Raw genomic sequence first — 12,074 nt, forward strand, 5'->3', positions numbered from 1 at the left:
CCGTGCCGCGCACCGGGTCCCGGAACAAATCTCCCTCTCAGCGGCCGGTCGCGCACGGCGAGCGGACCGCCCCCACAGGGCGGCCCGGCCCGTGGCCGAAACCGTTCGCACGCCCCGCCCGCCCCACGGAACGCGCGCAGGGGCTGCGCCCTCGCCCCATAAGCGCTGTAATACCCACGTGGTCAGTCACGGTGCCGCGGGACGCGAGGCGGGAACGCCGCGTACCGAAGGTGCCCTGAAAGCGCTCATGGCCGAACCCGACTCCCCCGAACGGCGGCACCGCGTCCTGGAGCAGGCGCTCGTCTTCGCGGGGGCGACGTTCGCCGCCGTCTACACGCCGAGTGAGGACGGCGACTCGCTGTGCCTGGTCGAGTCCGCCGGGGTGCCCCGCACCCTGTACGGGCTGCGCGACGCCTACGCCGTCGACGGCCGCTCCCCGGCCGCCGACGCCCACCGCACCGGACACGCGGTGTGGCTCGGCCCGGACGAGCTGGCCGACCGGGCCGACTCCCGGCGCACCCCGTCACCCGCCTTCCACCTGGCCGCGCTGCCCGCGCACCGTGAGGACGAGGGCGGCTGCCTGCTCGCCGTCAGCGAGCGCCCGGCGGGCTTCGGCCCCGAGGAGCGCGGCTGCCTGGAGCTGATCGCCGACGCCGTCGTCGGCCCGGTCCCCGACTGGCACCCCGAGGGCGGCGAGCCACCCCCGTACGCCTTCGGGCTGGCGATGGACAGCGGGCGGGTCCGGGTCGGGGACGGGCTGCTGGAGCTGTTCGGACTGCCCCCCGGCGAGTTCGACGGCCGGGTGGAGACCCTGCTGGGGCGCACCGTCCCCGAGGACCTGCCGTCGCTGATGTCCGTGGTGGAGGCCGACCACATGTCCATCGGGGAGCGCGAGCTGGAGTTCCGGGTCGTGCAGCCCGCCGGACCCCCCAAGTGGCTGCGGCTGCGCGGACGGCTGCTGCCCGGCGGCGAGGGCCGCCCGGCCCGGCTCGTCGGCAGCGTCGTCGACGCCTCCCACCTGCGCTCCGACGTCACCGACGTCGCCCGCATCCAGCGCCTCGCCGCCGCGCTCGCCACCGCGGGCACCGTCCGCGACGTCAGCCAGGCCCTCGTCTCCGCGCTGCGCAAACCCCTGCGGGCCGACCGGATCGCCCTCGCCGAGCTGGAGCACGACCGGCTCGTGGTCACCGTCCTCGACCCGCCCGAACCCGAGTCCTGGCCGGAGGTGTGGCGCCTGGAGTGGCGCGGCGAGTGGCCGGACACCCCGGTGCGCACCATGCCCACCCTCGCCGCCGCGCTCAGCGAGGGCCGCACGCAGATCTGGCCCGCCGGGACCACCGTCCTCGAACCCGCGCTCGGCGAGGTCGGCCCTGGCGGCCTCGCCGTGCTGCCGCTGCCCGCCGGGGGCCGGATGGTCGGCGCCTGCCTGATCGGCTGGGACAACCCGCACGACTTCGGCCCCGACGAACGCGCCCTGCTCACCGCCGCCGCCGGACTCGCCGGACAGGCCCTGCTGCGCGCCCACGCCTTCGACGCCGAACACGAACTCGTCGGGATGCTCCAGCGCCAGCTCCTCCCGCGCCGCCTGCCCCGGCTGCCCGGCGCCGAGGCCGTCGCCCGCTACCTGCCCGCCACCGCCGGTCTCGAGGTCGGCGGCGACTGGTACGACGTCATCCCGCTGCCCGACAACCACGTGGCCCTCGTCATCGGCGACGTCCAGGGGCACAGCGCGGGCGCCGCCACCCTCATGGGCCAGATGCGCACCGCGCTGCGCGCCTACGCCGCCGAGGGGCACCCACCGGACGTCGTGGTCAGCCACGCCAACCGGCTCCTGGTCGACATGGAGACCGACCTCTTCGCCACCTGCGCCTACGTCGACGTCGACATGGAGGAGGGCTCCGCCTGGTGCGTGCGCGCCGGGCACCTGCCGCCGGTGCTGCGGCACCCGGACGGCGCCACCGACATCGCGGAGGCCGACGGCGGGCCGCCCCTCGGGGTGGTCGCGCAGGCCGACTTCCCGATGAGCCCGCTGCGGCTCGCCCCCGGCAGCGTGGTCGCGCTGACCACCGACGGCCTCGTGGAGTCCCCGCACTCCGACCTCGACACCGGCATGGCCCACTTCGCCGCCGCGCTCGCCGCCGCCGACCCCGCCCACCTCGGCCTGGTCGCCGACGCGCTGCTCGACGGCGCCCGGCGCAGCGACGACATCGCCCTGCTGCTGATGCGCTACGACGGCATGGCCGTCCGCCCCCGCCGGGAGAGCTGGACGGTGTGGCGGGTCCCCGAGGCGGTCCGTCACGCCCGCCGCTTCACCCGGCGCACCCTGCGCTCCTGGGGCGCCGCCGAACACGTCGACGCCGCCCTGCTGGTCGTCTCGGAACTGGTCACCAACGCCCTGGTGCACACCGACGGACAGGTCCGCCTCGACCTCACCCTGCTCAGCGACCGGCTGCGCATCGCCGTCGCGGACTCCTCCCCGCGCACCCCCGTCAAACCCACCAGCATCGGCTGGGAGGCCACCGGCGGCCGGGGCCTGCTGCTGGTCGAGGCCATGTCGACGGCGTGGGGGAGTATGCCGGTCAGCGGCGGCAAGCAGGTGTGGAGCGAGATCACGCTGCGCCGCTGAGCCGAACGGCCGGACAAGTCGCCGTAACCGGTGAGTGACAACAAAGCGACGTCGGTCCCGGCGATCACCGCTAAGGTGAACCAGATGAAGGCTCTCGTGCTCTCCGGTGGCGCTGGAACACGCCTGAGGCCGATCACGCACACATCGGCCAAACAGCTCGTGCCGGTGGCCAACAAGGCCGTGCTGTTCTACGGACTCGAATCGATCGCGGCGGCCGGGATCACCGATGTCGGCATCGTCGTCGGTGACACCGCCGAGGAGATCAGGGAAGCGGTCGGCGACGGCTCCAGATTCGGTCTCGACGTCACCTACATCCCCCAGGAACGCCCCCTGGGACTCGCCCACGCGGTGCTGATCGCCCGGGAGTACCTCGGGGACGACGACTTCGTGATGTACCTCGGTGACAACTTCATCGTCGGCGGCATCGCCGACCTCGTGGACGAGTTCCGCGCCACCCGCCCCGACGCGCAGATCCTGCTGACCCGCGTCTCCGACCCGCGCGCCTTCGGCGTCGCCGAACTCGGGCCCACCGGGCAGGTGATCGGCCTGGAGGAGAAGCCCGAACACCCCAAGAGCGACCTCGCCCTCGTCGGCGTCTACCTCTTCACCCCCGCCGTCCACGACGCGGTGCGCGCCATCACCCCGTCCTGGCGCGGCGAGTTGGAGATCACCCACGCCCTCCAGCACCTCCTCGACACCGGCGCAGACGTGCGCTGCACCGTCGTCAAGGGCTACTGGAAGGACACCGGCAACGTCGGTGACATGCTGGAGGTCAACCGCACGGTCCTGGAGTCCGTCGAGCGCCGCATCGACGGCGAGGTGGACGAGGCGTCCGAGACGATCGGCCGGGTCGTCGTCGAGGCGGGCGCGCGGGTCGTCCGCTCCCGGATCGTCGGCCCCGTCGTCATCGGCGCGGGCACCGTCGTCAGCGACTCCTACGTGGGCCCGTTCACCTCCATCGCGGAGAACTGCCGCATCCAGGACAGCGAGTTGGAGTTCTCCATCGTGCTGCGGGACTCCTCCATCGACGGCGTCGGCCGCATCGACAACTCCCTGATCGGCAGACACGCCCAGGTCACCACCGCGCCCAGCGTGCCCAGCGCCCACCGACTCGTCCTCGGAGACCACAGCAAGGTGCAGATCCACACATGAACCTCCTCGTCACCGGCGCCGCCGGATTCATCGGCTCCGCCTACGTCCGCACACTGCTCGCCGACGGCGGGCCCGACGCACCGCGGATCACCGTCCTCGACAAGCTCACCTACGCGGGCCGCCGCGCCAACCTGCCCGCCGACCACCCCCGCCTGGACTTCGTGCACGGCGACATCTGCGACGCCGCCCTGGTGGACAAGCTGATGGCGGACGCCGACCAGGTCGTGCACTTCGCCGCCGAGTCCCACGTGGACCGCTCCATCGACTCCGCCGCCGACTTCGTGCGCACCAACGTCCTGGGCACCCAGACCCTGCTGGACGCGGCCTACCGGCACGGCGTCGGACCCTTCGTGCACATCTCCACCGACGAGGTCTACGGCTCCATCGACACCGGCTCCTGGCCGGAGACGCACCCGCTGAGCCCCAACTCGCCGTACTCCGCCTCCAAGGCGTCCTCCGACCTGCTCGCCCTCGCCCACCACCGCACCCACGGCCTCGACGTCCGCGTCACCCGCTGCTCCAACAACTACGGGCCGTACCAGTTCCCGGAGAAGGTCATCCCGCTGTTCGTGACCAACCTCCTCGACGGGCTGACCGTCCCGCTGTACGGCGAGGGACTCAACGTCCGTGACTGGCTGCACGTCGAGGACCACGTCCAGGGCATCGAGCTGGTGCGGACCAAGGGCCGCCCCGGCGAGGTCTACAACATCGGCGGCGGCACCGAACTGACCAACCGCGACCTCACCGCCCTGCTGCTGAAGGCGTGCGGCGCCGACTGGGACCGCGTGGAGCACGTCACCGACCGCAAGGGACACGACCTGCGCTACTCCGTCGACTGGTCCAAGGCCCGCACCGAACTGGGCTACCGGCCCCGGCACGACTTCACCGCCGGGCTCGCCGAGACCGTCGCCTGGTACCGCGACAACCGCTCCTGGTGGGAGCCGCTGAAGCGGGGGCGCGCATGAGGTGGCTGGTCACCGGGGCGGGCGGGATGCTCGGCCGGGACACCGTCGCCGCCCTGACCCGGCGCGGCGCCGACGTGACCGGGCTCGCCCGAACCGCCCTGGACGTCACCGACCCCGACGCGATCGAGCGGGCCTTCACCGAGCACCGGCCGGACATCGTCGTCAACTGCGCCGCGTACACCGCCGTCGACGCCGCCGAGACCGACGAGGCCCGCGCCCTCGCGGTCAACGGCGACGGACCGCGGCTGCTGGCCCGCGCCTGCGCGGCGAGCGGGGCCCGGCTGCTGCACGTCTCCACCGACTACGTCTTCGACGGCGACGCCCGCACCTCCCCCTACCCGGAGGACCATCCCCCCGCCCCGCGCACCGCCTACGGCCGCACCAAGCTCGCCGGTGAGCGCGCGGTGCTCGGCGAACTCCCCGAGCACGCGGCGGTGGTGCGCACGGCCTGGCTGTACGGCGTCCACGGCCCCAGTTTCGTCCGTACGATGATGGCGCTGGAGGCGTCCCGCGACACCGTCGACGTCGTCGACGACCAGCGCGGCCAGCCCACCTGGAGCGCCGACGTCGCCGAACGCCTCGCCGACCTCGGCCCGTTGACCGGCCCGGCCGCGCACGGCGTCTTCCACGCCACCGGCGCGGGCGAGGCCACCTGGTACGAGCTGGCCCGCGAGGTCTTCCGCGGCCTCGGCGCCGACCCCGACCGGGTGCGCCCCACCACCAGCGCCGCCTACCCGCGGCCCGCGCCGCGCCCCGCGTACAGCGTTCTCGCCCACGGCCGCTGGGCGGCGGTGGGCCTGCCCGAGCCGCGCGACTGGCGCGCCGCGCTGCACGAGGCACTGCCCCAGATCCGCAAGGAGCACCAAGGAGTCCCCACGTGAAACGGCACGAATTCCTCCGGGCACTGCACAAGGCCACGGCCAACCGCAACTACCTGGAGATCGGTGTCAACGACGGCCGCAGTCTGACGCTGTCGCGGGTGCCGAGCATCGCGGTCGACCCGGCGCCCAAGGTGACGTCGGAGATCCGCTGCGACGTCCACCTGGTCAAGGCGACCAGCGACGACTTCTTCGCCCGCGCCGACCCGCTGGCCCACCTCAGGGGCGGCCGTCACCCGGTGCGCAACCTCGCCCGCGGTCGGCACCCGCTGGGCCGCTGGCGGCGCACCACCCTGGACCTGTCGTTCATCGACGGGATGCACCTGTTCGAGTACGCGCTGCGGGACTTCATGAACGTCGAGCGGTACTCGGACTGGTCCAGCGTGATCGTCCTCGACGACATGCTGCCGCGGAACGTGGACGAGGCGGCCCGCGACCGCCACACCGACGCCTGGACCGGTGACGTCTACAAGGTCATCGAGATCCTGGCCCGCTACCGCCCGGACCTCGCGACCGTCCTCGTCGACACCCAGCCCACCGGCCAGCTCCTGGTCTTCGGCGCCGACCCGGGCAACACCGTCCTCCGCGACCGCTACGACGAGATCCTCGCGGAGTACGAGGTGCCCGACCCGCAGAAGGTGCCCGAGGCGGTCCTGGAACGCGTCCGTGCGGTCCGGCCCGAGGACCTGCTCGGCGCCGACTTCTGGCGCCCCCTGGTCCGGGCCCGCAACCGCGGGGTGCGCCGGACCCGGGGCTGGAAGCCGCTGCGCGCCGCGGTGGAGCGGCTGGCCCCCAGCCCCTGAGCCCCCGGCCCCTGAGCCCTCAGGGCCGCAGCCGCCGGTAGTGGGCGCGGCAGGCGTCGTACGACGGCAGGAGCCCGGTGTCCCGGGCCTGAGCCAGCGTCGGCGCCGCCGCGTCCTTCGGCGACAGCACCGGGGTGACGCCCGCGGGCCAGTCGATGCCGAGGTCCGCGTCGAGCGGGTGCACCCCGTGCTCGCGCTTCGGCGCGTACCCGGTGGAGCACAGGTACACCACCGTCGCGTCGTCGGTGAGGGCCATGAAGGCGTGCCCGAGGCCCTCCGCGAGGAACACCGCGTGCCGGGTGTCGTCGTCGAGCCGTACGGCCTCCCAGCGCCCGAAGTCCGGGGAGCCGACGCGCAGGTCGACCACCACGTCCAGGACGGCGCCGCGCACGCAGGTGACGTACTTGGCCTGCCCGGGCGGCACGTCGGAGAAGTGCACGCCGCGCACCACGCCCCGCCGGGAGACGGAGCAGTTGGCCTGCGCGAGCGTCAGGTCGTAGCCGGTGGCCTCGCGGAACTCCGTGCCCCGGTACCACTCGTGGAAGCTGCCCCGCTCGTCCGGGAAGACCTTGGGCTCCAGCACCCAGGCGCCCTCGATGTCCAGCGCGCGCATCCCGTCACTTTCCCTTCGTCCACGCCTTCGCCCTGCCGAGCACCCGCCGTGCCCGGCGCACCAGCCGCCGCACCCCCGGCGAGCGCCGGACGCGCACCACCCGGTCCCGTACCCCGCCCGGCGCCGTGCGCAGCGCCAGCGGCAGCGACACGAACTGCGGCTCGTCCGCGCGCGGGTCGGGGCCGAGGCCGACCCGCCAGCTCCCGTCGCCGGTGAGCCGCCCGTTCGGCACCACGGCGTCCAGCACCGCGCGCGGCCCGGAGGGCATGGGGGAGAGCGTGCCGGGGACGGTGACGGCCCGCTTCCCGGACGCCGTCAGCCGCAGCAGCACCTCGGTGGCCCCGGGCGCGTACAGCGGCAGTCGCGCCCGCAGCCGCCCCTTGACGACGCGGACGTCGCTCACCCCGTTCCGGTCGAGCCGCAGCCGCCCGCGCGCCTGGTCCACGTCCAGGGACAGGTTGCCGTGCGGGCTGGTGGCGTACGGCAGCACCACGTGCCCCGCGACCACCCCGGCGTACGGCAGCGCCGTGGTGCCCACGGCGGCCCTGGTCTCCTTCGTCCAGCCGCCCATCCGGACCCGGGCCACCGCGTCCCACGCCCCGGCGGCCAGCGGCCGTCCGCTCGCCGCCCCGCCGGGGTCGACGGTGGCGGTCGCCCGCAGCACCAGGCGGACCCGGGAGCCGTCGTCGACCGGGACCCGCTCCCGGGTGACCCGGGTGGGCTGGAAGTGCGGGGCGGAGCTGGCGCGTTCGCGCAGCACCAGGTCGAGCGTGGCCTTGTCGAAGTGGGCGGCGTTCTCCGCGCCCAGCCGCTCCACCGCGTCCGCGACATCGCGCGGCGGTTCGTCGAACGAGGGCTCGGGGGCGTCGGCGGGGAAGGTCATCGGCGTACCGTCGAGGGTCAGTTCGGCGGCCACCTCGACGTGCAGGGCGCCGTCCCGCCACTCGACGCCCTCCGTGGTGGCCGTCAGCCCCACCGCGGACTCCCACTCGGCGAACGCCACCACGTCGTCGTAGCGGTCGGCGGCGGCCAGCGCGGCGACGATCCGCTGGACGGGCTGGAGCCCGGCCGCGACGCCGGGCCCGAAGCGCTCCACGACGACGGCGTGGATCTCCTTGAACAGCTCGCGGCGGAAGTCCTCGGGCGCCGCCAGCAGACGGCGGCCCCGCAGCCGTTCCACCATCTCGTTGCGCAGCCAGCGGCGCAGCAGCCGGTCCCGCAGCGGGCCGGGCTCGGTGTACCGCTCGACGACGTCGAGGGCCTCGCGCAGGTTGCCGAAGTACCCGGCCGGGTCGAAGCGCTGGAAGCCCGCGTTGGAGCCGTCGTCGCGGCGGGTGTGGTAGTAGCAGACGTAGTCGCTGAGCACCGCCACGTTGTCGGCGCGCAGATACGCCTCGGCGACGAAGACGTGGTCCTCCAGGCGCCGTCTGCCCTCCGGGAAGCGCAGGCCGGTGCGGTCGAGGAAGGCGCGGCGGACCATCTTGTGCGGGGTGAGGCTGTCGATCAGCGGGGCGTCCGCGACGGAGGCGCGCGGCCGGTTGACGCGGAACAGCTCCACGGGCACGCCGCGGCCCTGGCCCGCCATCTTGCCGACCACCACGTCCGCGTCATGGGCGACGCCGTAGTCGTACATCCGCTCCAGGGCCTCGTCGCCGAGGTGGTCGTCGTGGTCGACGAACATCACGAACTCGCCGCGGGCGGCGGCGATGCCGACGTTGCGGGGCTTGCCCGACCAGCCGGAGTTCTCCTGGTGGATGACGCTGACCCGGGGGTCCTCGGCGGCGAGCGCGTCCAGCCGGGCGGGCGTCTCGTCGGTGGAACCGTCGTCGACGAAGATCACCTCGTACTCGTCGGGCGGCAGCGACTGCCTCAGCAGCGACGCGACGCACTCCTCGATATACCGGCCCGGGTTGTACACCGGGACGACAACACTGACCTTGACCGGCATGTGGTAACGGGCCCCCTGGGTCGCTTGCCGTTCACCTGCGAGCATGATGCGCGTGGCCTGATGCTAACGCCCTGCCGCGGGGCGCGCGGTCACCGGTCGCCTTCCCGGGCCGCGGTGGGCACACGTGGGGGCGCGGCCCACGCGGGGGTGGCGTGGGCCGCGCGGGGCGGTCAGCTCGCGGACGGGGACGTCCAGTCGGCGGGGACGCGGGCGAGGCGGACCCGCTGCGGGTGGTCGCCGACGGGGACGGAGACGGTCTTCCGGCCGGTGGCGAAGTCGATCGCGGTGACCTGGTCGGCGCCGCTCTCGGAGATCACACAGGACCTGCCGTCGCCGCTGACGGTGGCCCAGTACGGCTTCGCGGCGGGCACCAGCGGACCCTCCTGGAGCGTCGTGCGGTCCACGACGGTCGCGTAGTCGTCCATCGTGCCCGCGACGCACAGCTTGCTGCCGTCCGGCTTCATCGAGATGCCGTGGTGGCGTGAGTCGTTGACGAACGAGGTGCGGTCGTCGCTGGTCGCCGGGTTCTTCGGCAGGGTCTTGGTGCGGGTGATGCGGTCGGTGGCGACGTCGTACTCGAAGAAGCCGTTGAAGAACGACACCTGGAAGTACAGCTTGGACTCGTCCGGGCTGAACGCCGCGGGCCGCACCGCGTCGGAGTAGTCCTTCAGTCCGATCGCGTCCAGCCGCGACCGCATGTCGACCACCTTGACCTGCTGGAACGTCCGCGCGTCCACGACGGTGATCTTGCGGTCGCCCTTCGTCCAGTCCAGCCAGGGCGCGTCGAGGTCGGTGTTCACCTCACCGATGGACATGTTCCAGATGTAGTTCCCGCCGCCGGTGAAGACGTTCTCGTGCGGCTTGTCGCCGGTGGCGAACTTGCCGACCTGCGCGCCGGTGTCGATGTCCAGCACGTGCACGGTGTTGGCGGTGGAGGCGGAGACGGCGACCCGGGTGCCGTCGGGGGAGACCGCCATGTGGTCGGCGCGGTAACCGGACACCGGGAAACGCCAGTTGACGGCGCCGGTCGTGACGTCGATGGAGACCACGTCCGCGAAACTGGGCCGGGAGACCACCATCGAGCGGCCGTCCGGCGTCGCGTACATGTCATCCACGAACTGGTCGTGGCCCTCACCGACGCTGTTGCGGATCGCCATGAAGTAGATCCACCGGATCGGGTCGGCGTTGATCTCGGCCATCCGCTGGGCCTTGTCGGGGACGACGTTGATCCGGCCGATCCTCGCGAAGTCGCCGGAGGACTTCAGCACGTCCGCGGTGCCGTCCCAGTTGTTGCCGACGAACAGCACCTCCCGCAGGGCGGCGGGGCCGGGGTCGGCGGTGGCGGCGGTCGCGGGGGCGGCCAGGGTCAGGGCGAGGGCGGCGGCCACGGAGCAAAGGTGCCTGGGTCTGATGGCAGGCATGGGTGCTCTCTCCTCGGAGGGGGGAATCTGAATACGAGCACGTTCAGAGTGAACTTACTGAAAAGTAAGGAGGGTTGGCCTTCACCACAAGACCGCGTACACGACAAAATTGGAGATCGCATCGACGGGGCGCACGGGGGAGGGACCACGTGGCGGGCAGGCTCAGGGCGCCGACCGGCCGGTACGGCGGCAGGTCCGCCGAGGAACGCAAGGCCGAACGCCGCGCCCGGTTCCTGGACGCGGCGCTACGGCTGTTCGGCGACACCCCCGGCTACCGCGCCACCACCGTCGCCGCGCTCAGCGAGGCCGCGGGCCTGTCCACCCGCCAGTTCTACGAGGAGTTCCGCACCCTGGAGGACGTCCTCGCCGCCCTGCACCTCCAGGTCAACGACTGGGCCGAGCAGGCCGTGTTCGCGGCGGTCGCGGACGCGGGCGGCCTGCCGCTCGCCGAGCGGGCCGCCGCGATCTTCCGCGCCTACGCCGCCAACGTCACCGCCGACCCGCGCCGCATCCGCATCACCTTCGTGGAGATCGTCGGCGTCAGCCCCCGCCTGGAGGAACAGCGGCTGGCCCGCCGCGCCCGGTGGGTCGACCTGCTGTGCGCCGAGGCCGACGCGGCCGTCGCGCGCGGGGAGGCAGCCCCCCGCGACTACCGGCTCGCCGCGACGGCGTTCATCGGCAGCGTCAACGGACTGCTCCACGACTGGAACGCCGGATGGGTCGACGCCACGCTGGACGAGGTCGTCGACGAACTGGTCCGCCAGTTGCTGTGCATCGTGCGCCCCCCGGGCGGGGACCGGGGGGCGTGAGCCAGCGCCGCTCCGGGCCTACTCGTCCCAGGCCTGGATCAGCGTCTGCTCGGTGATCTTCCCGTCGCGCAGCGAGACCATCGACTCGGCGAGCACGCGCACCCCGTCCGGGTACTCGCAGGACTCGCTGAACGCCAGCCGGTCGCCCTGCACGACGCAGTTGTCCAGCGTGTGGGTCATGTCCCGGCTGTAGACGTCGTCGAGGAAGGAACTGATCTCGTCCCGGCCGCGCATCACCTTGGGGTGGCTGGGCTGGGTGTTGTGGTCCACGATGCGTACCTGCGCGTCGTCCGCGTACAGGGACAGCAGCGTCGACGCGTCCTGTCCCTCGATGCCCCGGCGCAGCGCCTCGGTGTCGAAGCCGGTACCTGCCGCAGTGCCCATGGTGACCTCCTCCAAGAGCCGCGGCCCGGTCGGCGCGGGCCGCGAAAGAGCCTCACCTACGAGCCTCCTCCGCCTCCCGCCGCCCGGCAAACGCAGACCCCCCGCTGCGCCTGACGGGTGACCGGCGCCGGGGCCCCGTGTCCGGGCCGGGTCCGGTGCCGTTGCTGAAGGCATGATCTCAACACGTCGTATCGTCGCTGCCGTTGGTCTCGCCGCCGGTGTCGCGGGTCTCGCCGCCCCCACGGCGGCGGGCGCCGCCGAGGCGGAGGCCAAGGGCACCGGCAAGATCAGCCCGCTGGCCATCGTCGACTCGCTCCAGGTCAAGGACATGCCCGTCCGCTACCGGGACGCCCTGCCCCTGCCCTCCCAGCAGGTGGCCCAGCTCCGGCGCCTGAAGGAACTGGAGCAGGTCGCGGCTCCGGTCGCTCCCGTCGTCGGGCTGGTCCACGGCATCAGGTAGCCCCCCCGCGGGCGC

11 protein-coding genes are annotated in these 12,074 nt (G+C 73.2%); 7 read left to right on the forward strand and 4 right to left on the reverse strand.

What is annotated here, in order from left to right:
- The first annotated feature begins 178 nt into the window (after window positions 1-178).
- From ACFQZ6_RS32410 to ACFQZ6_RS32430, 5 genes are all read left to right on the forward strand, one after another.
- Window positions 179-2,626, forward strand: coding sequence for a SpoIIE family protein phosphatase (locus tag ACFQZ6_RS32410; RefSeq protein ID WP_381616485.1), 2,448 nt, complete (start codon window positions 179-181; stop codon window positions 2,624-2,626).
- 84 nt (window positions 2,627-2,710) lie between these two features.
- A complete protein-coding gene (locus ACFQZ6_RS32415; protein ID WP_381616488.1) occupies window positions 2,711-3,778 on the forward strand; it encodes a glucose-1-phosphate thymidylyltransferase in 1,068 nt (355 codons plus the stop codon).
- Window positions 3,775-4,743, forward strand: coding sequence for a dTDP-glucose 4,6-dehydratase (gene rfbB, locus ACFQZ6_RS32420; protein ID WP_381616491.1), 969 nt, complete (start codon window positions 3,775-3,777; stop codon window positions 4,741-4,743). The genes ACFQZ6_RS32415 and rfbB overlap by 4 nt, the downstream gene beginning before the upstream one ends.
- Entirely contained in the window at window positions 4,740-5,624 is an 885-nt protein-coding gene (rfbD, locus tag ACFQZ6_RS32425; protein ID WP_381616494.1) for a dTDP-4-dehydrorhamnose reductase, read from the forward strand. Before rfbB ends, rfbD begins: the two co-directional genes overlap by 4 nt.
- Window positions 5,621-6,424: a class I SAM-dependent methyltransferase gene (locus tag ACFQZ6_RS32430; RefSeq protein ID WP_381616496.1), complete on the forward strand. Its 804-nt coding sequence runs from the start codon at window positions 5,621-5,623 to the stop codon at window positions 6,422-6,424. The genes rfbD and ACFQZ6_RS32430 overlap by 4 nt, the downstream gene beginning before the upstream one ends.
- Window positions 6,425-6,443: 19 nt before the next feature.
- Here ACFQZ6_RS32430 and rfbC read toward each other — a convergent pair whose 3' ends face one another.
- From rfbC to ACFQZ6_RS32445, 3 genes are all read right to left on the reverse strand, one after another.
- Window positions 6,444-7,037 carry a dTDP-4-dehydrorhamnose 3,5-epimerase gene (gene rfbC, locus ACFQZ6_RS32435; protein WP_381616499.1) on the reverse strand — a complete coding sequence of 198 codons (594 nt, stop codon included), beginning with the start codon at window positions 7,035-7,037 and terminating at the stop codon, window positions 6,444-6,446.
- Between the two features lie 4 nt (window positions 7,038-7,041).
- Window positions 7,042-8,985, reverse strand: coding sequence for a glycosyltransferase family 2 protein (locus ACFQZ6_RS32440; protein WP_381616501.1), 1,944 nt, complete (start codon window positions 8,983-8,985; stop codon window positions 7,042-7,044).
- A gap of 170 nt (window positions 8,986-9,155) precedes the next feature.
- A complete protein-coding gene (locus ACFQZ6_RS32445; RefSeq protein ID WP_381616504.1) occupies window positions 9,156-10,406 on the reverse strand; it encodes a YncE family protein in 1,251 nt (416 codons plus the stop codon).
- A 149-nt stretch (window positions 10,407-10,555) separates the two neighbouring features.
- Here ACFQZ6_RS32445 and ACFQZ6_RS32450 point away from each other — a divergent pair, with 149 nt between their 5' ends.
- Window positions 10,556-11,215: a TetR/AcrR family transcriptional regulator gene (locus ACFQZ6_RS32450; RefSeq protein ID WP_381616506.1), complete on the forward strand. Its 660-nt coding sequence runs from the start codon at window positions 10,556-10,558 to the stop codon at window positions 11,213-11,215.
- Window positions 11,216-11,233: 18 nt separating this feature from the next.
- Here the strand turns inward: ACFQZ6_RS32450 and ACFQZ6_RS32455 are convergent, their stop codons facing one another.
- Window positions 11,234-11,599: a nuclear transport factor 2 family protein gene (locus ACFQZ6_RS32455; RefSeq protein WP_381616509.1), complete on the reverse strand. Its 366-nt coding sequence runs from the start codon at window positions 11,597-11,599 to the stop codon at window positions 11,234-11,236.
- Between the two features lie 172 nt (window positions 11,600-11,771).
- On the opposite strand from ACFQZ6_RS32455, the gene ACFQZ6_RS32460 reads away from it, so the two are divergent.
- The gene (locus ACFQZ6_RS32460) at window positions 11,772-12,059 is read left to right on the forward strand and encodes a hypothetical protein (RefSeq protein ID WP_381616512.1); all 288 of its coding nucleotides are present in this window, start codon (window positions 11,772-11,774) and stop codon (window positions 12,057-12,059) included.
- The last annotated feature ends 15 nt before the right edge of the window (window positions 12,060-12,074 follow it).

Source organism: Streptomyces flavalbus (genome assembly GCF_042674625.1).
GTDB classification, from domain to species: domain Bacteria; phylum Actinomycetota; class Actinomycetes; order Streptomycetales; family Streptomycetaceae; genus Streptomyces; species Streptomyces flavalbus.

What these genes read in the sequence shown, in the direction of transcription:
- ACFQZ6_RS32415 (WP_381616488.1), top strand. Translation starts at nt 2,711, where the DNA reads ATGAAGGCTCTCGTGCTCTCCGGTGGCGCTGGAACACGCCTGAGGCCG.
- rfbB (WP_381616491.1), top strand. Translation starts at nt 3,775, where the DNA reads ATGAACCTCCTCGTCACCGGCGCCGCCGGATTCATCGGCTCCGCCTAC.
- rfbD (WP_381616494.1), top strand. Translation starts at nt 4,740, where the DNA reads ATGAGGTGGCTGGTCACCGGGGCGGGCGGGATGCTCGGCCGGGACACC.
- rfbC (WP_381616499.1), bottom strand. Translation starts at nt 7,037, where the DNA reads ATGCGCGCGCTGGACATCGAGGGCGCCTGGGTGCTGGAGCCCAAGGTC.
- ACFQZ6_RS32440 (WP_381616501.1), bottom strand. Translation starts at nt 8,985, where the DNA reads ATGCCGGTCAAGGTCAGTGTTGTCGTCCCGGTGTACAACCCGGGCCGG.
- ACFQZ6_RS32445 (WP_381616504.1), bottom strand. Translation starts at nt 10,406, where the DNA reads ATGCCTGCCATCAGACCCAGGCACCTTTGCTCCGTGGCCGCCGCCCTC.
- ACFQZ6_RS32455 (WP_381616509.1), bottom strand. Translation starts at nt 11,599, where the DNA reads ATGGGCACTGCGGCAGGTACCGGCTTCGACACCGAGGCGCTGCGCCGG.
- ACFQZ6_RS32460 (WP_381616512.1), top strand. Translation starts at nt 11,772, where the DNA reads ATGATCTCAACACGTCGTATCGTCGCTGCCGTTGGTCTCGCCGCCGGT.